18 protein-coding genes are annotated in these 22,666 nt (G+C 71.4%); 7 read left to right on the top strand and 11 right to left on the bottom strand.

Translation table 11 applies throughout. The annotated features are described in order from the left end of the window. Positions 1-28: 28 nt before the first annotated feature. Genes OHA05_RS01685 through OHA05_RS01660 form a run of 6 tightly spaced genes read right to left on the bottom strand, consistent with a single transcriptional unit; the run spans position 29 to position 6,487 of the window. Entirely contained in the window at positions 29-1,198 is a 1,170-nt protein-coding gene (locus OHA05_RS01685; RefSeq protein WP_328859556.1) for an acyl-CoA dehydrogenase family protein, read from the bottom strand. A 53-nt stretch (positions 1,199-1,251) separates the two neighbouring features. Further along, a complete protein-coding gene (locus OHA05_RS01680; protein ID WP_313948240.1) occupies positions 1,252-2,424 on the bottom strand; it encodes an acyl-CoA dehydrogenase family protein in 1,173 nt (390 codons plus the stop codon). 35 nt (positions 2,425-2,459) lie between these two features. Further along, the gene (locus OHA05_RS01675) at positions 2,460-4,520 is read right to left on the bottom strand and encodes an acetate--CoA ligase family protein (RefSeq protein WP_328859555.1); all 2,061 of its coding nucleotides are present in this window, start codon (positions 4,518-4,520) and stop codon (positions 2,460-2,462) included. Position 4,521: 1 nt separating this feature from the next. Continuing rightward, positions 4,522-4,713, bottom strand: a complete 192-nt coding sequence (locus tag OHA05_RS01670) for a ferredoxin (RefSeq protein WP_313948242.1) — start codon at positions 4,711-4,713, stop codon at positions 4,522-4,524. After that, on the bottom strand, positions 4,710-5,996 hold the full coding sequence (locus tag OHA05_RS01665; RefSeq protein WP_328859554.1) for an NADH-ubiquinone oxidoreductase-F iron-sulfur binding region domain-containing protein: 1,287 nt from the start codon (positions 5,994-5,996) through the stop codon (positions 4,710-4,712). The genes OHA05_RS01670 and OHA05_RS01665 overlap by 4 nt, the downstream gene beginning before the upstream one ends. Next, on the bottom strand, positions 5,993-6,487 hold the full coding sequence (locus OHA05_RS01660) for a hypothetical protein (protein WP_328859553.1): 495 nt from the start codon (positions 6,485-6,487) through the stop codon (positions 5,993-5,995). The genes OHA05_RS01665 and OHA05_RS01660 overlap by 4 nt, the downstream gene beginning before the upstream one ends. Before the next feature lie 366 nt (positions 6,488-6,853). Between OHA05_RS01660 and OHA05_RS01655 the strand changes: the two genes are divergently transcribed. The 7 genes from OHA05_RS01655 (at position 6,854) to OHA05_RS01625 (ending at position 15,171) form a co-directional block, all read left to right on the top strand. Further along, positions 6,854-8,074: an aromatic ring-hydroxylating oxygenase subunit alpha gene (locus OHA05_RS01655; RefSeq protein ID WP_313948245.1), complete on the top strand. Its 1,221-nt coding sequence runs from the start codon at positions 6,854-6,856 to the stop codon at positions 8,072-8,074. A gap of 165 nt (positions 8,075-8,239) precedes the next feature. Further along, entirely contained in the window at positions 8,240-9,379 is a 1,140-nt protein-coding gene (locus OHA05_RS01650; protein ID WP_313948246.1) for a polyamine ABC transporter substrate-binding protein, read from the top strand. Between the two features lies 1 nt (position 9,380). Beyond that, on the top strand, positions 9,381-10,370 hold the full coding sequence (locus OHA05_RS01645) for an ABC transporter permease (RefSeq protein WP_313948247.1): 990 nt from the start codon (positions 9,381-9,383) through the stop codon (positions 10,368-10,370). Then, a complete protein-coding gene (locus tag OHA05_RS01640; RefSeq protein ID WP_313948248.1) occupies positions 10,367-11,308 on the top strand; it encodes an ABC transporter permease in 942 nt (313 codons plus the stop codon). Before OHA05_RS01645 ends, OHA05_RS01640 begins: the two co-directional genes overlap by 4 nt. Positions 11,309-11,313: 5 nt before the next feature. Further along, complete coding sequence (locus tag OHA05_RS01635) at positions 11,314-12,444, top strand: ABC transporter ATP-binding protein (RefSeq protein ID WP_313948249.1); 1,131 nt, start codon at positions 11,314-11,316, stop codon at positions 12,442-12,444. Further along, a complete protein-coding gene (locus tag OHA05_RS01630) occupies positions 12,441-13,763 on the top strand; it encodes a flavin monoamine oxidase family protein (protein ID WP_313948250.1) in 1,323 nt (440 codons plus the stop codon). The genes OHA05_RS01635 and OHA05_RS01630 overlap by 4 nt, the downstream gene beginning before the upstream one ends. Continuing rightward, complete coding sequence (locus OHA05_RS01625) at positions 13,756-15,171, top strand: aminobutyraldehyde dehydrogenase (RefSeq protein WP_313948251.1); 1,416 nt, start codon at positions 13,756-13,758, stop codon at positions 15,169-15,171. The genes OHA05_RS01630 and OHA05_RS01625 overlap by 8 nt, the downstream gene beginning before the upstream one ends. A 38-nt stretch (positions 15,172-15,209) precedes the next feature. Here the strand turns inward: OHA05_RS01625 and OHA05_RS01620 are convergent, their stop codons facing one another. The 5 genes from OHA05_RS01620 to OHA05_RS01600 all read right to left on the bottom strand — a co-directional run bounded on the left by OHA05_RS01620 (position 15,210) and on the right by OHA05_RS01600 (position 22,591). Continuing rightward, a complete protein-coding gene (locus tag OHA05_RS01620) occupies positions 15,210-16,019 on the bottom strand; it encodes an HAD family hydrolase (protein WP_328859552.1) in 810 nt (269 codons plus the stop codon). Between the two features lie 55 nt (positions 16,020-16,074). Further along, a complete protein-coding gene (locus OHA05_RS01615) occupies positions 16,075-18,840 on the bottom strand; it encodes an ABC transporter substrate-binding protein (RefSeq protein WP_313948253.1) in 2,766 nt (921 codons plus the stop codon). Positions 18,841-18,981: 141 nt separating this feature from the next. After that, complete coding sequence (locus tag OHA05_RS01610) at positions 18,982-21,291, bottom strand: FtsX-like permease family protein (protein WP_313948254.1); 2,310 nt, start codon at positions 21,289-21,291, stop codon at positions 18,982-18,984. Positions 21,292-21,293: 2 nt separating this feature from the next. Next, on the bottom strand, positions 21,294-22,088 hold the full coding sequence (locus OHA05_RS01605) for an ABC transporter ATP-binding protein (protein WP_313948255.1): 795 nt from the start codon (positions 22,086-22,088) through the stop codon (positions 21,294-21,296). Continuing rightward, on the bottom strand, positions 22,085-22,591 hold the full coding sequence (locus OHA05_RS01600) for a PadR family transcriptional regulator (RefSeq protein ID WP_327685888.1): 507 nt from the start codon (positions 22,589-22,591) through the stop codon (positions 22,085-22,087). The genes OHA05_RS01605 and OHA05_RS01600 overlap by 4 nt, the downstream gene beginning before the upstream one ends. Between the last annotated feature and the right edge of the window lie 75 nt (positions 22,592-22,666).

Genomic DNA, 22,666 nt, shown 5'->3' with positions numbered 1-22,666 from the left:
CCGTCGGACACGGGACCTCCCCGGGCCGTCAGGCGGACGGGATCTGGAGAACGCCCGTGCCGCGCTTGATGAGTTCGCCCGCGATGATGAGGCGCTGGATCTCGGAGGTGCCTTCCCAGATGCGGTCGACGCGCAGTTCGCGGTAGAGGCGTTCGACGGGGTAGGAGCGGTCGTAGCCGCGTCCGCCGAAGATCTGGACGCAGCGGTCGATGACACGACCGGCCGCCTCACTGGCCGACAGCTTGGCGATGGCCGCCTTGGCGTGCAGGGTCTTGCGGTCCGCCAGACCCTGGTCCACCTCCCAGGCCACCTGGTGCGTGTAGGCCCGGTTGACGGCGATGTCGACGGCGCAGTCGGCGAGCATGCCCTGGATGAGCTGGAAGTCGGCGATACGGGATCCGAACTGGCGGCGTTCGACGGCCCAGTCCCGGGCCAGTTCGAGCGCACGCTCCGCCGCGCCCGTCGTGCGCGCCGCGATCATCAGGCGCTCCTCGGTGAACCAGGACCGGGTGATGTCGTACCCCTCGCCGATGCCACCGAGCACGGCGTCCTCGGAGACGCGGACATCGGTGAAGGTGAACTCGGGGTGCTCGTAGACGAAGGTGTGCATGAAGCGCGGCACCCGCGTCATCTCGACGCCCGGAGTCTCCTTGTCGACGAGGAAGAGCGTCGGAGCGCCGTCCTCGCCGGCCGCGGCCAGCACGATGATGAAGTCGGCGTGGTCGCCCACGGTGACGAACCACTTCTCGCCGTTCAGCACCCAGCCGTCCGCCGTGCGCGTTGCCGTCGTCCTGAGGTTCTGCGGGTCCGACCCGGCCTCCGGCTCGGTCACCGCGTAGCAGTCACGGCGCTGACCCCGGATCACCGGCACGAGGTAGCGCTCGCGCTGCTCGGGCGTGCAGAAACGCAGCGCGTTGGCGGGGCGCCACACCATGTCCCACAGGGCGCCGGTGAGCCGGCCGAGCTCCTCCTGCACGGTGGCCTGCTCCAGGATCGTGAGCCCGGCCCCGCCCCACTCCGCCGGCATGTTGACCGCCTGAAGACCGCAGTCCAGCACGGCGTCGCGGATCTCCGCGTGGGCCTGCGCGGGCAGGCCGTTGTTCTCCTCGCAGTCGAGCTCGTACTTCATGATGAACTCGGTGAGCCCTCGCGCGGAGCTCCTGAGCTCCTCCTGACGGGCGGTGAGACGGAAGTCCATGGTGTTCCTCTGTGTTCGGCGGTCGGTGCGTACGCGGGCAGAAGCGGGGGGCGTCAGTGCAGGGGAAGGGCGAGCGCCTGGGTACCGCGCTTGATCAGCTCGTTGGCGATGATGAGGCGCTGGATCTCGGAGGTGCCTTCCCAGATGCGGTCGACGCGCAGTTCGCGGTAGAGGCGTTCGACGGGGTAGGAACGGTCGTAGCCGCGTCCGCCGAAGATCTGGACGCAGCGGTCGATGACACGTCCCGCCGCTTCACTCGCCGCGAGCTTCGCCGTCGACGCCTTGGCGTGCAGCGTCTTGCGGTCGGTGAGCGGCTGGTCGGCCTCCCAGGCCACCTGGTGCGTGTACGCACGGCAGACCGCGATGTCGACGGCGCAGTCGGCGAGCATGCCCTGGATCAACTGGAAGTCGGCGATGCGGGAACCGAACTGGCGGCGTTCGACGGCCCAGTCCCGGGCCAGTTCGAGCGCACGCTCCGCCGCGCCCGTCGTGCGCGCCGCGATCATCAGCCGCTCGTCGGTGAACCACTCCTTGGTCAGGTCGTATCCGTTGCCCACCCCGCCGAGCACGTCCTCGTCCGGGACGAACACATCGGTGAAGACGAACTCCGGGTGGCCGTTGACCGCGGAGTGCATGAAGCGCGGCACCCGTGTCATCTTCACCCCCGGCGCCTGCTTGTCCACGAAGAAGAGCGTGGGCGCACGTTCGGGGCCCGCGTCCGCCTGCACCAACAGGAAGTCCGCGATGTCGCCGCAGGTCACGAACCACTTCTCGCCGTTGAGCAACCAGCCGCCGTCGGTACGGTCGGCGGTGCTGGTGCCCGAGCCCGGGTCCGACCCGGCTCCCGGTTCGGTCACCGCGAACGCGTCGAAGCGCTCACCACGGATCACGGGGAGCAGGTACTTCTCCCGCTGTGCCTCGGTGCCGTACGCGAGGACGTTGGCGGGCCGCCAGGGAATGTCCCAGAGGCAGTTGGTGACCTTCCCGAACTCCTCCTCGACGATGACCTGATCGAGCAGGGACAGTCCCGCACCGCCCCATTCGGCGGGCATGTTGATCGCGTAGACGCCGGCGTCGATGGCGGCACGGGTCAGTTCGCGGACGGTCTCGGCGGGCAGCGGCCCGCCGGCCTGCTCGGACTGGTCCTCGTACTGCATCAGCAGCCGGGAGTAGGCGGCGGACCGGGCCTTGAGGTCGGCCTGTTCGGGGGTGTAGCGGAACTCCATGGTGGTGTCCTCCGGGAGGGGTGGGGTGCGGGAGGTCAGGCGAGTACGGCTCGGGCGTCGAGGGCGAGCACGCCGTCCGGGCGGACCAGTAGGGGGTTGACCTCGAGTTCGGCGATCTCGGGGTGCGCGGCGGCGACGCCGGTGATCCGTTCGATGACGGCTGCCGCCGCGGCGATGTCGACGGCCGGCCGGCCACGGACGCCGGAGAGCAGCGCGGCCGTTCTGAGGCTCCGCAGCAGGGCCTCGGCGCGTTCCGCGGGCACCGGTGCCAGGGAGAAGGCGACGTCGTGGAAGGTCTCGGTGAAAATGCCGCCGAGCCCGACCATCGCGACGGGACCGAAGCGGGGGTCGCGGTTGACGCCCACGATCAGCTCGACGCCGTCCGAGAGGTCGGCCATCGCCTCGACCGAGTAGGCGGCCGCGCCCAGACGGGCGTCCATCTCCCGGAACGCGGCGAGCAGTGCGGCCTTGTCGTGGAGCCGCAGCGCCACCCCGCCCGCGTCGGACTTGTGCAGGACGTGCAAGGCCTTCAGGACGTACGGGCCCGGGAACGCGTCGGCTGCCGCGAGGAGTTGGTGCTCGTCCGTGATCTCGCGCGATGCGGGGAAGGGCACACCTGCCGCACCGAGAACGGACCGGATGCCGTAGTACCCGGCATCAACCAGCGGCGGCGCGGCCGGTGGCAGCGGTGCCACACCGGGTGGGCCGCCGACGGGGCGCACCGTCGTCGCCGCCAGCGCGCGGGCGGCGTCCTCCGTGGCGGCGAAGACCGGTATTCCGGCCTCGGCCAGTGTCCGGCAGCTCGGTGACTGCGGATACATCGACTGGACGACCAGGGGCTTGGGCTTCGCCCGCCAGCGGGTGACGATCTCCCGCGCCGCCTGGGCCTCACCGGCCCCGAGCGCGGCGCCCCCGCCACCGAGTCCGCCGCCGGAGGCCGCATAGCCGCCGAAGTACCCGGTCAGCAGGACGGTGTCGACCTCGTCGGCCGCGAGGAGCCCGCCGACGGTCGTGGCGTACGAGAGAGGGTTCTGCTCGCCCATTCCGGCCAGGTCGACCGGGTTGCCCACGGCCGACTGTTCCCACAGCAAGTCCTTGAGCTGCGCCTGGGTGCCGGCGGTCAGCTCGGGGACGTCGAGTCCCGATGCCTCGGCCGCGTCGGCGGCGATGACACCGTGGCCGCCGCCGTCGGTGAGGACCGCGGTACGCACGCCCCTGCCGCGGGACTCGGAGTGCAAGGCCGCCAGGACCACGGTCATCTCCCGTGGTGTGGTGACCAGGTGGACCCCGGCGTCCCGGCATGCGGCTGCCACCACGTCCGACGAAGAGGTCAGGGCGCCGGTGTGCGACTGAGCGCTGCGGGCGGACGCGGTGCCGCGGCCCGCGGTGAGCAGGACGACGGGCTTGCCCGCGGCTGCCGCCGCCTTGGCGAAGGCGCGGCCGTCGCCGAAGTCCTCCGCGTACACGCCGATGGCCGATGTGGCGTCGTGCCGGGCGCAGTCCTCGACCAGGTCGACCAGCGTGACATCGGCCTGGTTGCCCAGGGAGACGAAGCGGGAGAAGCCCAGTCCGTGCGGGGCGCACCGGATCTGGAGCTCCAGTGCGAGGTTGCCGCTCTGGCTCAGCAGGGCGATCCCGCCGGGGGCGAAGCTGTCGGACGCCAGGTACAGCTCGGTCGTGTTGTCCGCGATTCCCAGGCAGTTGGGCCCGACGAGCACGGCTCCCGCTTCGTGCACACGGGCGGCGACGGCCTGTTGGCGTGCGAGGCCGGCGGGGCCGGTTTCGGCGAAGCCCGCGGTGATGCCGACGATGGCGCGGGCCCCGCAGGCGAGTGCGTCGTCGACGGCGGCCTCGAAGCCGGGGCCGGGTACGGATATCACCACCAGGTCGACGGGCTCGCCGATCTCGAGGAGGCTGGTGGCCGCCTTGCGGCCGAGGACGGTGCCGCCGCGGCGGTTTACCAGATGGACCGGTCGCCTGTCGGGGGCACGCAGTGCCTGTGCGGCGACCGAGTGGCCGTATTTCGCCGGATCGTCGCTGGCGCCGACGACGGCGACGGACTTCGGGTCGAAGAGTGCGCTCAGATCACGTGCCATGTCACTTCTCCAGGCGAAGGGCGGCGTTGGGACAGGCATCGGCGCAGACGCGGGCGGCATCTTCGCGGCCGGAGGGCACCGGGACGGCGATGACCGCGGCGTAGCCCCACTCGTCGAGCTCGACGAGGTCGGCGGCTTCTTCCTGGCAGAGCCCGTAGCCCTGGCAGAGCGTGGAGTCGAGGAGGAGTTTCACGGTGTTCCTTTCAGTGCGGGCACGGGCGTGGCGGGGGAGGGGGCGATCTCGGGGAGGGGCACCGAGAGACCGCGGCCGCCGGGGGCGGCGGCGCAGGCCGGGCAGGGGGAGTCGAGGTGGGCCCGCGTGATGTCGGGGAAGGTGCGCAGAAGGCTGCCCGCGTTGCCGGCGGCCGCGTCGAGCAGGCCGCACGCTCCGCGTCCCGGCAGTCCCTCCGACCAGCGGAGCAGTTTGGCCAGGGCGTCGGGAGCCGCTGTGCCGAGGTGCAGCGCGTGCAGGGTGTCGCGGATCGAGCCGGTACCGGCCACGCAGACGCCGCACTGCCGGGCGCTCTCGGCAGCGAGATGGCCCACGGCATCGGAGGCGACGGACACCGGGCACTCACCGGCGCCGAGGAAGCGGATCGCGCCGCAGCCCACCGCGGTCCGCGCGGCGGTGAGTGCTTCGGGTTCGAGCGGCAGATCGAGGGACGCGGCACCGACCAGGCCGCCGAACAGTCCGCCCATCAGTGCCCCCGACGGCTCGTGCGTGCCCTGGAGGGTGGCGAGGCTGCGGAGGGTGACGCCGTAGGGGACTTCGGCGAGCACAGCGGCACCGTCGCCGCCGGAGAGCGAAACGAGGGTGGAGCCTGCCGTGCGCCGTCGTACGTCGGGCCGGGACGCGATGAGTGCGATCCGGGCGAGTGTCTCGACATTGGACACCAGGGTCGGCCGGTCCTCGACGCCGCGCTCGAAGGGGCGCGGCGGCTTCGCGGTGGGCAGGGCGGGGCCGCCGTTGATCCTGCGGACGACCGCGCTCTCCTCACCGGCGACGTAGGTGTGCGGGGTCTCGACGATCTCGATGGGCAGGGGCTGCTCGTGTTCGGCGAGCGCCCGCCGTACGGCGTCACCTGCCACGGGGTCGGAGAGATAGACGCAGCCGCGGGTGGCTCCGGTGACGGCGGCGGCATGGGCCAGACCGTCCAGTACGAGATGCGGCCGGGCGCGCAGCAGCCAGCGGTCCTTGACCGAGCCGGGTTCACCTTCTTCGCCGTTGGCGACCACGACCGGGGGTGCGCCGCCGTCCCGGACGGCACGGAGCTTCACGGCGGCCGGAAAGCCGGCGCCGCCGCGGCCGCGAAGACCCGAGTCCGCGATGTGCTCCAGCAGCCGGTCCGGGTGGGCGAGCTCCTGATAGCCGCCCGTGGACAGGTAGTCGTCGACGCTCTCGGTGGTGTGGGGCGCTGTTCCGAGCACGGTGCCCGAAAGCTCCGCCATCAGGGAGAGGATGGTCGTCGCTGTCATGCGCGTCCCCTTGCTGTGCCGTCCGTGGTCTCCGCGCCGGTGACGGACGCCGGCATGCCGGTGCGGCTGGTGCCGGTGCCGGTGCTGTCGGTCCCGGCCGTGGTGCCCGTCCGCAGGGCCCGTACCGCTTCCTCCAGCGCACTGCGGTCCGCGGCCGTGCTGTCGTAGCCGGGACCGGGGAGACCGATGAGCATGTGGTGGTGGTCGAGCACGACCTCGCCCGCGAGCAGTGCCGCGCGCCTGTCGCCCGGCCGGGAGCCGTCGGCGACAGCGGTCACCAGATGGGTGACCTCGGCCAGGTAGCGCAGCCAGCTGCGGCGGGTACCGCGCAGGATCAGGCGCTGCACCCTGCGGTGCTCGGCGTCCGCCAGCTCCGGCGGTACGGCGGCCGTATCGCGCCGGGGAGCGCGCAGGGCAGCCACGCTGCGGGGCAGTTCCCGTTCGGGTTCGGGGGTGAGCCCGAGCCAGACCAGACTCCGACGACCGCTCATGCGTGCCTCCGGGGGAGAGGGAAGGGAAGCCGGCCCGGCGTGACCGGGCGGCGGGGAGCCTCGGGGACGAAGTGCTGTCCGGCGGGGCTCGGTGCAGGGCGAGAACGCCGTGCGACTCCGGTGATAGGGGCCCGGTGCGCCACCGGGCGGTCGCTGCGAGGGCCGGTGACATGCCGGACCCGGCGACACCCACTAAACTAACTAACCAATTAGTCAGTCCGCAAGCCTTGACTTTGCGGAAACCCGCCAGCAACCTGACTGACCAATTAGTTAGTGCGGTTCCGGCGTCCCCCGCCCCGGCCCACTGACCGCCTGTGGGCCGCCTCAACACCGATCGCCGCACCCGTGGCATGGAGGAGACAGCCGATGCAGCCCGACATTCCCGTCACCATGACACCGCCGACCCGTCAGACCCAGGAAAGCCCGGGTCAGGCGCTGTCGGCCCGCTACTACACGGATCCCGACACGGCAGCCGCCGAGACCCGGAACATCTTCGCCAGGTCCTGGCAGCTCGCGTGTCATGAATCCGATCTGCCCGGACCTGGCGCCCGTCTCGCCGCGTCCGTCGCCGGACGCGAAGTCCTCGTGGTGAGGACCGAGGACGGCTCTCTCGCCGCCCATCTCAACGTGTGCAGGCACCGCGGAACGCGGCTGGTCACGGCCCCCGAGCCCAGTGGCAAAGCCATCCGCTGCCCGTACCACGGCTGGACCTACAAGCTCGACGGACGCCTCGTCGGAGCTCCCGAGGCACGGCAGATCCCCTGCCTGGACAAGCCGAAGCTCGGCCTCCACTCGGTGGCCGTCGAGTCCTTCCTCGGGTTCGTCTTCGTCAACCTCGACCGGGACGCCGTACCGCTGGCCAAGCAGTGCGCCGGACTCGCCGAAGCGGTCGGCCACTACGCCGGCACCGACCTGGTGCCCGTGGGCCGCAGCCGGATCCATGATCTGGAAGGCGCCGAGGTCCAGAACGCCAACTGGAAGGTGGCCGTCGACAACTACCTGGAGGGCTACCACGTACCCGTGGCCCACCCGGGCCTGATGCGCCTCCTCGACTACCAGGGCTACACCTGCGAGATCGAGGACGCGTACGCACTCTTCGCCTCACCCCTGCGCGACAAGCCGTCCTCGAACTGGGCGGAACGCCTCTACCAGCGGATCGCCGCCCCGATGCCCGGTCTCGCCGAGGCCGACCGCAGGGTGTGGCGGTACGCCGTGATCTACCCCAACACACTCATCGACTTCTACCCCGACCATGTGCTTGCCTGGACCGCGATCCCCACGGCGGTGGACCAGGTGGCCGTGCCCGGCGCCTTCTACACCCGCCGGGGCACCGGACTGCGCACCCGCCTCGCCCGGCGGCTCAACATCCACATCGGCTGGATCACCAACGACGAGGACGCCGAGCTGGTGGCCAGGGTGCAGAAGGGACTGACCACGCCGGGCTTCGAGCCCGGACCGCTGTCCCGCCGTGAGGCGGCGGTCGGCTGGTTCGCCGGACGCGTCCGCGAAGACCTCGACGGCAGCACCGGCGACCGGGCCGGCGGCGCCGCCGGGCCGGACATCCCCCGCAGCGCTCCGACGCCCTGAGCCGACACCGGCGGCCCAGGCAGGAGAAACCGGAACCGCGGCGGCGGTGCACCCCACACCGTCCGGCGGCTCCCAGGTCGAGCACGGAGTCAGGCATCCGTGCGTCCGTGACCGCGCCCTGAGCACTGTTCGTCCGTCCACGGACCCCCACGGAGAGGACCGTAGATGTCCCCCGAGGCACTCCCACCGTCCCGCCGCTCCTTCCTCCGCACCAGCACCGGCGCGGCTCTCGGCCTGGGACTCGGTGCAGCGACAGCCGGCTGCGGCTTCCTGCCCGAGGATCCGAACGCCCACGGCGATCCCGACGACCCGATCGATGTGCGCGTCGACGGGAACCTGATCTATTTCAACTGGGCCGACTTCGTCGATCCGGCCGTCTTCAAAGGGTTCGAGAAGGAGTACGGCGTCAAGGTCATCCAGTCGAACTTCGACTCGATGGAGGGCATGGCCGCCAAGCTCAACGCGGGAAACCGCTACGACCTGATCTTCCCGACGGCCAAGTGGGCCCAGCGGCTGACCGAGGGCCGCCGGCTGAGGCGGATCGACCACACCCGGCTGAAGAACGCCGAGTCCGTCTTCGGCGCGTACGACTACTTCGCCGACCCCTGGTACGACGCGCGCTCGGCCCACACCGTCCCGTTCACCATGTACAAGACCGGGATCGGCTGGCGGAAGGACCGTGTCGGCGAGCTCACCGGCTCCTGGGAGGACCTGTGGCACCGGCGCGCCAAAGGCAAGGTCTTCGTGCTGGACGACCGTGACGAGGTCCTCGGGCTGGGCGCGCTCAAGCTCGGCCTCGACGTCAGCACCGCCGACGAGAAGGACCTGGACCGCATCACCGACACGCTGCAGTCGCTCCGGCCCCACCTGCGCGGCTTCTCCAGCGACAGCTACAACAACCTGCTCAACGGCAACGCGGTGATGACCCAGGCGTGGAGCGGCGACATGGCGGCCATGCTCGGGCAGGCCAAGGACCCGTCCGTCCTGGGCTTCGAGGTCGCGAAGGAAGGCGCCCCCGTCAACTCGGACTGCTACGCCATCCCCTCCGACGCACGGCACCCCGGCACGGCGATGCTCTTCATCGACTACATGCTCCGCCCGGAGAACGTGAAGAAGAACATCGAGTACATCGGCTATCCCATGCCGGTCGGCGGCAGCGAGGACACCTACGCCGCCCTGGTGGAGCCCTTCCCGCAGTGCCTGGTCGGCGCAGACGACCTCAAGGACGAACTCTTCTTCCGCAACGGCAGCTCGAAGGGCGAACGCGCCCGCGACACCGCCTGGACCCATGTGAAGGCCGGCTGACATGGCACAACGCACCCGTCCCGACGGCGGGAAACCCCTGGACCGAGCCGACAGCGGGAAGCCCGCGCCGCGTACCGACGGCGCGGAGCCCCTGTCCCGTCCCGGCCGAGGGGCGTCCCGGTCCCGCCCCGGTCCCTCCGCCGCCGGCACCCGGCTGTGGACCTGGCTGATGATTCCCGGCACCCTCTGGATGACCGGCTTCCTCATCGCCTCGCTCGTGCTGGTCGCCGCGCTCGCGTTCGGCACCACCGATCCGCTGGGCAATCCGCAGTTCGGTCTCAACTTCGACAACATCGCGGCGATGGCCGACCCGGCCTACCGTGCCGTGCTGCTCCGCTCCCTCGGCTACGCACTGCTCACGTGCGTGATCTGCCTCCTGGTGGCCTATCCCGTCGCCTACGCCATCGCCCTGCACGGCGGCCGCTACAAGAACCTCCTGATCGCCGCCATCGTCGTGCCCTTCTTCGCCAACTACCTGGTGCGGATGTACGGCTGGTCCGTGGTCCTGTCCGACGACGGACCGCTGCTCCGAGCGCTGCGCGCCATGGGCTTCGCGGACGGGGACACCAAGATCCTCCAGACCGGCCCCGGAGTCGTCGCCGGACTCGTCTACGGATTCATCGTCTTCATGATCATCCCGCTGTACGCGGCGCTGGAACGCATGGACGTCTCCCTCATCGAAGCGGGACGCGATCTGTACGGCGGCCCCTTGAGGACCTTCTTCTTCGTCACTCTGCCCGCCACCCGGCAAGGAGCGGCAGCCGGCTGCGTCCTTGTCTTCCTGCCCGCCATGGGCGACTTCGTGAGCGCCCAACTGATGGGAGGGCCCGACCAGATCATGATCGGCAACCTGATCCAGGACAAGTTCTTCCAGGGCCAGAACTGGCCGCTCGGCTCGGCACTCACCATGCTGATGATGGCGGTCCTGTTCGTCGGGATGATCGGCTACCTGCGCCGCACCCGCAAGGACGAGGCGGAGGCGGTCCGATGACGCTGCGCCCCGCCCTCCACCCGGTGCGCCGGCCGGGCCCCCGCACCGCGGCCGACACCTCGCCGCGCGGCGCGGGCAGGTCCGCCGCCTCCCGTCAGGGCCACGCTTCCCGCACCCGACACCGCCGAGGCACCGACCGCAGGCCACGCTTCGCGATCGCCGTCACGGTGCTGTTCTTCCTCCTCCTCTACCTCCCCATCGGCGTCGTCGTCCTCTTCTCCTTCAACTCCCAGAAGTCCCTCACCGTCTTCGAGGACTTCAGCCTCCGCTGGTACTCGGCGTTCTTCCGGGACGACGTCCTGCTGTCGTCGCTCGGGATGAGCCTGCAGGTGGCCCTGGTCGCGATGGTGGGATCGCTGATCCTCGGCGTCGCCCTGGCCCTCGGTCTGGTGCGTTGCCGCAGCCGGCTCGGCTCCCTCGCGGGACTGGTCATGCTCGTCCCGCTGATCACCCCGGAGATCGTCACCGGTGTCGCGGCGATGCTGCTCTTCAAGGGCATGGGCATCACCCTCTCCACCGGCACCGTGATGCTCGCGGAGATCACCTTCTCCATCTCCTATGTGACGGTGATCCTCCGCTCGCGGATCGCGGCACTCAACCCCGAGGTGGAGGAAGCCGCGATGGACCTCGGAGCCACCCGCTGGCAGTCGCTCCGGCTGGTCACACTGCCCGCCCTGCTCCCCAGCATCCTGGCCTCGGCGGTCCTCATCTTCGCCCTCGTCTTCGACGACTTCGTCCTCGCCTACTTCACCACCGGCGTGGAGCCCCAGCCGCTGTCCGTACGCATCTACTCGGCGATCCGGTTCGGTGTGCAGCCCACCATCAACGCCGTCGGGACCCTCATGCTGGCCGGCTCCGTCGGCCTCATCGTCCTGGCGCTGACGATCCCGCGCCTGTTCGGCCGCCGCGGCGGCCTCGATCTGCTCTCCGGGAAGTGACAGCCGTGACAACCACGACCTCCGCGGACACCTCGCCCGCAGTCCGCCTCGACGGCGTCAGCAAGAGCTACGCAGGCTCCTTCGCCGTGCACGAACTCTCCCTCGACATCGGGGCCGGCGAGTTCTTCTCGCTCCTCGGCCCCTCCGGCTGCGGCAAGACCACCTCGCTTCGGATGATCGGCGGCTTCACCGATCCCACCGACGGCACCATCCTGCTCGGCGGTGAGGACGTCACCTGCCTCCCGCCCAACCAGCGCAACGTCAACACCGTCTTCCAGAGCTACGCCCTCTTCGACCATCTCTCGGTCGCCGACAACGTGGCCTTCGGCCTCAAGCGCAAGGGCGTGGGCCGGAAGGAGATCCGCGAGCGCGTCGGCAACATGCTCGACCGTGTGCAGCTCGGCTCCCTCGCCGACCGCAAACCCCGTACGCTCTCCGGCGGTCAGCGCCAGCGCGTCGCCCTGGCCCGTGCCCTCGTCAACCGCCCCCAGGTCCTGCTGCTCGACGAGCCGCTGGCGGCGCTCGACCTCAAGCTCCGCCGCCGGATGCAGGTCGAGCTCAAGCAGATCCAGCGCGAGATCGGCATCACCTTCGTCTTCGTCACCCACGATCAGGACGAGGCGCTGACCATGTCCGACCGGGTGGCCGTGATGAACGAGGGCCACGTCGAGCAGTGCGGCACCCCCGAGGACGTCTACGAACACCCGGCGAGCACCTTCGTCGCCTCCTTCATGGGTACGTCCAACCTGGTACCCGGCACCTACCGTTCCGGCTCCGTGGTCGTCGACAAGGGCCCGTCGCTGCCCGTCGGCAGCCGCAGCGGAGTGACCGAGGGCAGCAACGTCAGCCTCTCCATCCGGCCCGAGAAGATCTGGCTCTCCGACTTCACCCCCGACATGGCCATGGTGAACGGCGTCATCCGGGAAACCGTGTACTCCGGCCCCACCACCACCTATCTCATCGAACTCGCCCCCGGCATCACCGTCTCCGTCCTGGAGCAGAACACCGACCGCTCCCGTATGGAGGACCGCTGGAGCGGCGGCGAAAGCGTCGAGATCGGCTGGAAGCCCGAGCACTGTCTGGTCCTCGACGGGCACGCCGGACGCGAGAACACCGCATCCAAGGAGCGCGTATGAACCACGACGTCATCGTCCTGGGCGCCGGGCTCTCCGGACTCGCCGCGGCCCGCGACCTCGCCGCCGGCGGAGCGGACGTCCTCGTCGTCGAGGCACGCGACCGCGTCGGCGGCCGGGTGGAACAGACCCGCCTTCCCGACGGCCGGCTGGTCCAGCTCGGCGGCGAAGTGGTCGGCCGCGCCCACACCGCGTACCTCGCCCTCGCCGCGGAACTCGGTCTCACCCTCGTCCCCAGCTATGTCGCCGAGCCGGGCGCCATGGCCCGCGCCACGCCGGAAGGCGTCTCCGCGGGCGACCCGCCGCACTGGTTCACCGGCGGGGACGACGCCTGCCACCGCCGGGTCACCGCAGCGTTCACCGCCCTCGCACGGACCGTCGACCCCGACGACCCGTGGTCCCACCCCGAAGCCGCCGCGCTGGACCGGCTGTCCGTCGGGGACTGGCTGCGCGGCGAAGGGGCGTCCCCCGGAGTCGTACGTCTGTGGGAGATAGGCCAACTCGCCCTCGCGAGCGGCTCCTACGAACGCACCTCGCTGCTCGCCGCCCTGCGCAAGAACGCCGCGGTTCCCGGCAGCGGGGACGGCGACCACTACGACTACGAGGACTGGGAAGGACTGCGCGTCGCCGAAGGGTCGGCGACGGTGGCCCTGCGCATGGCGGAGGGACTGGGGGAGCGGGTACGGCTCGGCGCTCCGGTCGCATCCGTCACCGTGGAACCGGGCAGGGTCGAGGTCGGTCTCGCCGGCGGGGAAACCGTCACCGCCGGGGCCGTCGTCAGCGCCCTGCCCGTCGGCCCCCTCCGATCGGTCACCGTCTCGGGTGTCTCCGACGAACGCCTGGCCTCGCTGCATCGCCAACGCCAGGCGGTCGCGGCCAAGTTCACCGCCGCGTACGACAAACCCTTCTGGCGTGGCCGCGACCTCAACGGGCTGTCCGAGTGCGAAGGAGTGCTCGGCAGCACCTGGCCGCAGAGCGAGGGAATCCTCTCCGCCCTGATTCCCCCGGAGCGCTACGGCGTCCTGCTCGGCATGCCCTCGCACACCCGCGATCGTGAACTGCTCGGCGACATCGCCCGTCTCTACGGCGACGACGCCCACCAGCCCGTCGCCGCGTATCTGCGCCTGTGGGGCACCGACCCGTGGACCCAGGGCTATGTCACGCAGTGGACACCCGGCGATGTCACGGGAGTCGGCCCCCTGCACGCGACCCACGAACCGCCCTTCTACGTCTGCGGCTCCGACCAGTGGGTCGCCGGCTACATGGAAGGCGCCGTCCGCACCGGCCGTGCGGCGGCGAAGGAGGCACTGCGGCGTGGCTGAGACCGAGAAGGACTCCGTGATCCTCAACCACATCGGGGGCGCCGATCTGCCCGCCTCGTCCGGCGAGGTGACACAACTCGTCGACCCCGCCAGCGGCGAGACACATCGCAGCGCCCCGCGCTCCGGACCGGCCGATGTCCAGGCGGCCTGCGCCGCGGCGGCAGCGGCGCATGAGACCTGGTCCCTGACCACCCCGGGCGAACGGCAACGCGCCCTGTTGCACATCGCCGACGCGATGGAGGCACACGCGGACGACCTGGTGGCGGCCGAAGTGGGGGACACGGGCAAGCCCGTCGAGCTGTTCCGCGACGACGAACTCCCGGCGATCGTCGACGCGTTCCGCTTCTTCGCGGGAGCCGCCCGCGCCCTGCCGGGTGCCGCGGCGGGGGAGTACACCGAGGGCCGCACCTCCCTGCTGCGCCGCGAACCGATCGGTGTCTGCGCCCAGATCACCCCGTGGAACTACCCGCTGATGATGGCCGCGTGGAAGATCGCCCCCGCTCTGGCGGCGGGCAACACCACCGTGCTCAAGCCCGCCGACACCACGCCCTCGTCCGTCGCGCTGCTGGCGCGGATCGCCGCCGACCACCTGCCGCCGGGCGTACTGAACGTCCTGTGCGGCGACCGGGACACCGGCCGGGCCCTCGTCTCCCACCCCGAGGTCCGGATGATCGCGGTCACGGGCAGCGTCCGCGCGGGCCAGGAGATCGCCGCGGCCGCCGCCGCCGACCTCAAACGCGTCCACCTCGAGCTCGGCGGCAACGCCCCCGTCATCGTGCACGACGACGTGGACATCGAGTCCACCGCCGCGGAGCTCGCCACGGTCGCGTACTACAACGCGGGCCAGGACTGCACGGCACCGACACGGCTCCTCGTGCACACCCGGGTGTACGACGCGTTCGTGACCGCCCTCGCGGCGCACGCCGCGAAACAGCGCCCGGGAGCCGACTTCGGACCGCTCAACAGTGCCGGTCAACTCGCCTCCGTGGAACGCCTCCTGAACGGGCTCCCTGCCCACGCCGAGATCGTCACCGGCGGCTCACGCCTCCGGCGCCCCGGCCACTTCCTCGAAGCCACCGTGATCGCTGGGGTCCGCCAGAGCGACGAGATCGTGCAGGAGGAGATCTTCGGGCCGGTCGTCACCTTGCAGCGCTTCACCGACGAGGACGAGGCGCTCCGCCTGGCCAACGACGTACGGTTCGGACTCGCCGCCAGTGTGTGGACCGCCGACCACGAGCGCGCCATGCGGGCAACCCGGGCCCTGCACACGGGGATCGTCTGGGTGAACACCCACGGCACGACGGTGTCCGAGATGCCGCACGGCGGAGTCAAGCACTCCGGGTACGGCAGTGATCTCTCGATGTCCGGCCTGCTGGACTACACACAGGGCAAACACGTGATGCTGTGACGGCGCCGGGCCACCGCTGCGCTGCCATCGACGTACGGTCAGCCCCGGCCGAAGAACTCCTCGAGCACGACGGCCACCCCGTCGTCCGCGTTCGACGCGGTGTGCCTCCCCACGGCCGCCAGCACCGCCGGGTGGGCATTGGCCATCGCGTAGCCGGTGCCCGCCCACTGGAGGATCGCCAGGTCGTTCGGCATGTCACCGAAGGCGACGACGTCGCTCGCGTCGATGCCACGGACGGCACACAGCGCGGACAGCGTGCTCGCCTTGCTCACGCCGGGTGCGCTGATCTCCAGCAGACCGCGGCCGCCCGAGTGCGTGAACTGGGCGACCCCGCCGGCCGACTCCTCCGCCGCCGCCAGCAGGAAGTCCGCGTCGAGCTGCGCCGACCAGGCGAGCAGCTTGGTAACGGGCACCTCCGTCAGCCACAGCTCCACCAGGGATGCCACCGCCACCTCGAACTCCGCGGCCCCTTCGAAGCGCAGCCCGAACCCCGGCTCGTACAGCAGATGGTGTCCGGTCTCCAGGGCGAAACCCAGCCCGGGAGCGGCCGCCGCCAGGGCCGTGGCCACCTGGCGGGCCGTGGGCAGCGGCAGGGCCCGCGTCTCGACGACGATCCGTGAGGCGACGTCGTAGACGAGGGACCCGTTGCTGCACACCGCCGTGCCGACCAGGCCGGTCGCGGCGGTGAGCATGTCGACGAAACGGGGCGGCCGGGCCGTGACGAAGACGACCTCCGTACCGGCGGAGACGGCGGCCCGCAGGGCGCTCAGCGTGCGCGGCGACAGGACGCCGCGGGGGCCCAGCAGCGTGCCGTCGAGGTCGGTGGCGATCAGCCGAGGACGGTTCATCGCCCGATGCTACCGAGCCGCCCGTCCCGGCTCACCCCTCGCACTGCGTGACCGGTCACCTCTGCGGACAGGGGAACTCCTTGCCTTTCGGGCCCCACGTCCGGCGTTCGTCGCCGCGCGTCACCGTGCCGCACAGCAGCTCCGTCGCCGGCTGCCCGTTGCTGCCCCGCAGCACCGCGAGCAGCTTGTTCTCCGTCACCCGTCCGCCGCCCGCCGCGCCGTGGGCGTCTATCCTGCCGGTCGCGCCGTCGAAACCGCCGCCGCCCAGGCCCTGGTAGAGCACCCCTTGCAGCAGGCCGCGGTCGAGACGGTCGTCGTGACTGCCGGTGGTGCGCCACGCCTGGTCGATGCCTTCGGCGAGATAGCGCAACGCGTCCCAGGCGAGTGCGACATGGCCGTCCTCGCGCATCGCCTTGGTGCTGGGCGTGCGGTCGGTGCTGTACGCGCGGTCGTACGCGGTGAGGAAGGCCGCTGCCTCCGGGCTCTCCTTCGCCAGGGTGGGCGCGTAGCCGTGCGAGGCGTAGAAGAGGGTGAGGCCCGTGAAGTCGTCCCAGGGGCGCTGCTGTTCGGTGAGGGCATTGGTGACGTCGTCACCGCCGAGCACGCTGATCTTCGGGCAGTCGCCGGAGAAGCGGGAGATCTCCGCCAGGAACAGCTGGAACTGACTGGCGCGCGCCGACCACACCACCGCCGTCCGCGGTTCCTTCTGGACCGCGCGGCAGACCTCGCGGGCGAGGTCCTCCACGGTGGGTACCGGCCGGCCGTTCACCGCGCCCGGTACGGGCTCGGGTTCCGGGGCGTCGTTCGGTGTGTAGAGGAGCACGTCGGTGCGCGCCGGACCGTAGGAGGCACGGAAGGAGGCGGCGAGGCTGTTGCTGTATGCGTCGGTCGCGTCCGCGACGAGGCTGACCCGCAGAGCCGTCCGTCCGCCCGTCATGGCGGCGCTCTTCGCGAACACGGCCATCAGTTCCGCCGCCCGGGAATCCGTGGGGGCCGTCTGGTAGTAGTGCTCGCCCTGGCGCAGGAGTTCATCGGCCGTCCCCGAAGTGCCGACCATCGGGATGCCGGCCTTGTCGAGAACGCGGATCGCGTCGTACGTCTTGCGGCGGCTCTGCCCGAAGCCGACGACGCCGGCGATGGAGGGGTCCCGCGCCGCGAGTTCCGCGATCCGCTCGGCGACGGCGGGCGCGTCCTTGAACCGGTCACCGGCGTTGGCGGCCAGCACCCGCAGCGGTACGCGTTCGCCCGACCGAAGCGCCTGGGCGTTGATGTGCTGCTGTGCCAGCGCGATTCCGCGCAGCTCGGCCAGGGTGCCGCCGCGCACGGGGTCCTCGGCGTCCTTGCCGCCGGTGAGCGGACCGAAGTAGACGACGGTACGGCGGCCGGGGCGGCGGTCGTCGGCGCGCCTGCCCGCGAGTTCGGTGTCGACCTCCCCGTTCTGCCGCTCGATCTGCTGCAGCACGGCCCGTACGGCCTGCTCGCTGGGGCCCCTGCCGAAGCCCGCCGCTCCCTCGGCGACACCGACGCACTGCCCGTCCGTGCCGAGGAACGTGGAGCCCTGGCACGGATCGTCGTCGTCCCCGCCCCGTACGTCCGGTACGAGGACCAGAGCCGCCGCGACGGCGAGCGCCACGGTGCCGACCCCGAGTACGCCGGCCACCTCCGCACCCGGCCCCCAGCGGGGCGACGGTGTCACCAGCGTCGGCCAGCGGCCCAGCCAGTAGACCGCCGCCTGATCGTCCTCGGGGACCTCCGTCACCGGGACGACGATGCCCGTCGGCTGCCCCGGCGTCATCCCGCGGCGCTCGATGTTGATCAGCTCCGCGCCGGCGTGCGCGAGACCGGTGGCGTCGATGTCCGGGATACGCGAGGCGAGCGAGCGCACGCCGCCCGCGACGGCGAACACCGAGGTGCAGCGCAGATCCTCCATCGCGGAGCGCAACTCCCGCAGGAAACGCTGGACGCGCGAGTCGGCGGGGCCCGCCTCGTCGAAGAGCAGCACGAAACGGGTGGTGCGCCTGCGCCGCCAGGGGTTGAACATCCGGGAACGGCACGCCTGGTCGAGATCGGCGAGCAGGGCGTGCATCAGCACCCGGTCCATCCGCTCGGGCTCAGTGGCCGGTTCACCGTGCACGAGGTCGAGGGCGGAGCGGAAGAAGTCCGTGGGCGGACTGCCGTGCTGGCGCCGTACCCACTCCGCGTACCAGCTGCGGCTGCGGGCCCGGCCGAGCATGCGCCGGTTGGCGCGCCAGCTGTAGAGGGCGCGCGGCAGCCGCTGGAAAAGCGGACCGGCGATGAAGTTCCACAGCAGTTCGAGGAGGGTGCCGCCGCTCGCCTGGTCACGGCCGCCGAGCCACCACAGGGTCTGCGCGGTGCGGGACCAGTTGCGGTGCTCCGCGTAGCAGTGGTTGCGCAGCTCGGCGTGGCGCCGCTCCATCAGGCCCTCGATGGCCGGGGCGGTCACGACGGATCGGAGCAACCGGTAGCTGTGCAGCCGCAGTTCACCGGTCCCGGGCGGCATCGTCTCCGCGAGCTGAAGGGTCAGATGCTCGAAGAGTTCGAGCGGCGGCGGATCCGCCCCGTCCGGGATCTGCGGAATGTACGCGTGCGGTGCGAGGACTTCACTGCGGCCCCGCATCCGGGACCGCAGCCCGGCGACGATCCGCCGCCCGGCACTTCCGTCGCCCGGCTCGCTGAGCAGGACGACCGGTACTCTGCTGCGGCTGCGCCGCGGCTGCACCACCAGCTTGTCGAAGGCGTCGATGAAGCGTTCGACGCCCGGATAGGCCGGAATGCGGTTCTGTGGATCCCCCGTCGACATGAGCAGGCCCCTCTTCCGTTCCCCCGAGGAACATGAGTCATTCCCGCTGACTGCCGTATGAAAGCACGGAGTTGGATCACGGCGTGGGACAACTCCGAGCCAAGTACGTGCCAACTGCGGGGCGGGGCCGGGAGGTTCGCCTCAGAGCGTCTCGGCCAGGGAGTCCGCCAGTCGTCTGCGCGCCGCCCTGGTGGCGGGGAGCGCCGCTGCCGCGACGGCGCCCAGCACGGCCCCGGCGGCCACCGAGGCGAGCAGCAGTGCCGGCGGGGCATGGGCGATGCCCGCGCCCATACCGCTGGAGCGGCCCTGGATGTCGACCAGCCAGCTGCCCGACAGCACCCCGAGCCCGGTACCCAGCGCGGCAGCGAGCAGCGCGGTGAACCCCGCGGCCGTCACGATCGCGGCGCTGATCTGGCGCGGAGTGAGCCCGATCGCCTTGAGCGCCAGCAGATCGCGGCCGCGGTCGCGCACCCCCGTGCCGATGACCGTCAGCAGCTCGGTGAGCCCGATCAGCGCCAGCACACCGATCAGCGTCGCGATCACCCCCCGTGCCGGCTCCAGCCGGTCCGCCGGATTCGGTGTCTCGCGGATCTCCAGGGCTCCGCCGGCCGCCGCGGCGAGCGCGTCGCTCACGGCACGCGGGTCGGCGCCGGGGCGCAGCACGAGATGGTAGAAGTCGGGCCGCAGCGCGGGATCGCGCTCCGCCAGGGTGTCCACCGTCGTCGAGATCACCCGGCCGCCCGCCTCGGGTTCGATGCTCCGCCCGACGATGTGCAGAATCTGCGGCCGCCCCTCGACGGTCATCCGCACCCAGTCACCGACCCGGACGTCCAGCAGATCGAGCAGTCCCTGTCCGGCGACGGCCTCGTCGGGCCCGTCGGCGGCCCGTCCCTCCACCACCGTGAAGGGATAGGGCGACCCGGCGGTGCCGAGACCACGCAGGGTGATGGTGCCGGTCTGCCCGGGTACGAGGGCCGCGACCTCCACTCCGGGATGGACGGCGGCGACGGCCGGTGGCGCGGTCAGCGCCCGGTCGAGCTGCTGCCCGGAAGGGCTGCCGGGCTGCTCGGCCCGTACGGTCAGCGCCGCGGGAACGCCCATGTCGGCGGGGCGGCTGCGGAACACGTCCAGCGTGGACCAGGCGACCAGGGCCACCGTGATCAGCAGCAGCGGGAGCGCGAGGCGGGCCACCGTCAGCAGGGTGCGCGCACGCCGGGGGAACGCGGCCCGCCACCCGAGCACCAGCGCGGGCGGCACCCGCAGGCCGAGAGCCCGTCGGCCGAGACCGGTCATGGGCGAGGCCGACGGAAGCGCGGACCGTGCCATCGGTACCGGCGGGACCCGTCCCGCCCGCCAGGCGGCGAGCGTGGTGGCGGCGGCGATGAGCAGGACCGCGCCGCTCGGGACCCCGATCATCAGGGCCGTGTGCCCGGGCAGGTCCTGCCAGACTCCGGCCGCCTCACCGATGCGGCCGGGTATCCGGGAGCCCAGGACGGCGATCGCGGCGGTGCCCAGAGCGACACCGAGCAGGGCGAACGCGAGGTGCTGGAGGAGGAAGCCGCGGACCACCTGGCCCGGGGTGAAACCGATCGCCTTGAGGACGGAGATGTCCCGCAGCTGTCCCCGGATCCGTGCGCCGATCGCGCCGGACGCGGCGAGAGCGGCGGCCAGCAGGGCACCCAGGCCGAACACCGCGAACAGCTGCCCGAGCAGCCGGTCGTCGCTGCCGGCCTCGGCCCGTGCCTGTTGCCACTTCGTCACCTCGGCGACCCGGTCCGCGCCGAGCAGCGTCACGGCCTGCTGGACGGTGAAGTCGAGATCGGCGGGGTCGTGCAGCCGCAGTCCCACGCTCTGCGAGGTGCTGCGGGGGGCGACCTGGTCGAGCGTGCGGGGCAGCACCCAGCCGATGCCGGGCTCGCCCCCGGGGCGGTAGAGAGGTTCCGCGGCCTCGGCCACGCCGGCGACCCGCAGGGTGTGCGCGGCGCCGTCCGGTCCCTTCACGGTCAGGCTGTCACCCGGCTCCGCCCACAGGACTCGGGCGACGGAACTCTCCAGCACCACACCGCCCGCGCCGGCGTCCAGCCAGTTGCCGTCGGTCACCAGCGGCCGGGCGACATCGGGCGGCCGGGTCCCGGTCGCGCGCAGGGACACACTCGCCCGTACGCCACGGGACTCCAGCGTCGCCTTCCCGGTGCGGTACGGGCCCGAGACCCCGGCGACCCCTTCGAGATCGGACAGCGCGTCGGTGTCCGCCGCGGCCCGGGTGTGGAGCCAGACATGGGCTCCGTCGGACTGGGTGAAGATCCGCTGCCAGGGGTTGGCCGCATAGCTGAAGAGGGCCACGGCGAGCAGGAGGGAACTGATGATCCCCGCGCTGGCGAGCACGACGAAGACCGACTGCCCGCGATGGGCCCGCAGATCGGCGTGCGCCCAGCGAAGTGTGGCCCGCACGCTCACTCCTTCAGTTCGAGCACACCGGAGACTCCGGCTCCCGTGGCGCGGGACCCCGCCCCGAGTGCCGCGTCGTCGGCTATTCGCCCGTCGAAGAAGCTGATGACACGGTCGGCCGCACTGGCCATCCGGGCGTCGTGGGTGACCAGCAGAATCGTCTGGCCACGCTGGTGGAAGCGGGAGAGCAGCCGCAGCACCTCGCGGGTGCCCTTGCTGTCCAGGCTGCCCGCCGGTTCGTCGGCGAGCAGCAGCGCCGGATGGTTCACCAGTGCCCGGGCCAGCGCCACCCGCTGCTGCTCACCGCCGGACAGTTCGCCGGGCATGGAGCGTTTCCGGCCTTCGAGGCCGAGTTCGCTGAGCAGTTCCGCCCGGCTCTCCCGCGCCGCCCTGGGCGAGGCGCCCGCGAGCAGGGCGGGCAGTTCCACGTTGTCGGCGACCGTGAGATCGGAGACCAGATTGAAGAACTGGAAGACGATGCCGATGCTGCGCCGGCGCAGCATCGCCCAGCGGGCCTCGCGATAGCCGTCGACCTGGCGTCCGTCGAGCCAGAGACTTCCGCTGTCGGGCCGCTGAAGTCCGCCGATGAGATGGAGCAGCGTGGACTTGCCCGCGCCGGAGGGCCCCGTGACGGCGACGAACTCTCCGGGCTGGACCACCAGATCCACCCCGCGCACGGCCGGTACCGGGGCGCCTTCGCCGTGGTGGGTCTTGGTCAGGCCCTCGGCGCGCACGATCGGTACGACGCCCCGCTCGCCGGGCGTTGTGCCCGGCTCGGCGGGAGTGGCGTCGTCGCTCATTCCAGCTCCTCCTGACAGCGTTCGAGCCAGTCGAGGTCGGCCTGCAGATGCAGCATCGCGCCTTCGATCAGCAGCTGGGAGATCCGGTTGTCCCGGTCCTCGGCCACCGCGAGCTTCGACAGGTCCCGCATGGTGTTCAGATACTGCCGACGCTGCTTGTTGATCAGCACGATCGGGTCGGCCAGTCCGGACTCCGGGGCAAGGGCGATCTTCATGAAGAACTCGTCCCGCACCCTCGGCTCGTCGGTGGTCTCCTCGAACCAGGCCAGTACGGCCTCGTGCCCGGCATCGGTGAGCCGGTAGGTGCGTTTGTTGGGCCTGCCGGCCTGCTCGACGTCCTCGCCGGCGATCAGACCGGCCTTTTCCAGCCGCCCCAGGGTGACATAGATCTGGCCGACGTTCGGCTGAGGGTACGCGGCGCCCAGGAGCTTCTCAAGGTCCTGCTTGAGCTCGTAACCGTGCGCCGGTCCACGGGTGAGGAGAGCCAGGAGCGGCAGCCGCACGCGCTCCCTCCCTCCGAGGTCCGTAGTCTCTTGTTGCTCGGACGCGGGGTGTGGTTCGTGCCACCCGCCTTCTCT

The organism is Streptomyces sp. NBC_00306 (genome assembly GCF_036169555.1).
In the GTDB taxonomy this organism is placed as follows: domain Bacteria; phylum Actinomycetota; class Actinomycetes; order Streptomycetales; family Streptomycetaceae; genus Streptomyces; species Streptomyces achmelvichensis.
This window is presented reverse-complemented; position numbering and strand designations above follow the sequence as displayed.

What these genes read in the sequence shown, in the direction of transcription:
- OHA05_RS01645 (WP_313948247.1), top strand. Translation starts at nt 9,381, where the DNA reads ATGGCACAACGCACCCGTCCCGACGGCGGGAAACCCCTGGACCGAGCC.
- OHA05_RS01630 (WP_313948250.1), top strand. Translation starts at nt 12,441, where the DNA reads ATGAACCACGACGTCATCGTCCTGGGCGCCGGGCTCTCCGGACTCGCC.
- OHA05_RS01660 (WP_328859553.1), bottom strand. Translation starts at nt 6,487, where the DNA reads ATGAGCGGTCGTCGGAGTCTGGTCTGGCTCGGGCTCACCCCCGAACCC.
- OHA05_RS01620 (WP_328859552.1), bottom strand. Translation starts at nt 16,019, where the DNA reads ATGAACCGTCCTCGGCTGATCGCCACCGACCTCGACGGCACGCTGCTG.
- OHA05_RS01640 (WP_313948248.1), top strand. Translation starts at nt 10,367, where the DNA reads ATGACGCTGCGCCCCGCCCTCCACCCGGTGCGCCGGCCGGGCCCCCGC.
- OHA05_RS01655 (WP_313948245.1), top strand. Translation starts at nt 6,854, where the DNA reads ATGCAGCCCGACATTCCCGTCACCATGACACCGCCGACCCGTCAGACC.
- OHA05_RS01680 (WP_313948240.1), bottom strand. Translation starts at nt 2,424, where the DNA reads ATGGAGTTCCGCTACACCCCCGAACAGGCCGACCTCAAGGCCCGGTCC.
- OHA05_RS01615 (WP_313948253.1), bottom strand. Translation starts at nt 18,840, where the DNA reads ATGTCGACGGGGGATCCACAGAACCGCATTCCGGCCTATCCGGGCGTC.
- OHA05_RS01665 (WP_328859554.1), bottom strand. Translation starts at nt 5,996, where the DNA reads ATGACAGCGACGACCATCCTCTCCCTGATGGCGGAGCTTTCGGGCACC.
- OHA05_RS01605 (WP_313948255.1), bottom strand. Translation starts at nt 22,088, where the DNA reads ATGAGCGACGACGCCACTCCCGCCGAGCCGGGCACAACGCCCGGCGAG.
- OHA05_RS01650 (WP_313948246.1), top strand. Translation starts at nt 8,240, where the DNA reads ATGTCCCCCGAGGCACTCCCACCGTCCCGCCGCTCCTTCCTCCGCACC.
- OHA05_RS01685 (WP_328859556.1), bottom strand. Translation starts at nt 1,198, where the DNA reads ATGGACTTCCGTCTCACCGCCCGTCAGGAGGAGCTCAGGAGCTCCGCG.
- OHA05_RS01675 (WP_328859555.1), bottom strand. Translation starts at nt 4,520, where the DNA reads ATGGCACGTGATCTGAGCGCACTCTTCGACCCGAAGTCCGTCGCCGTC.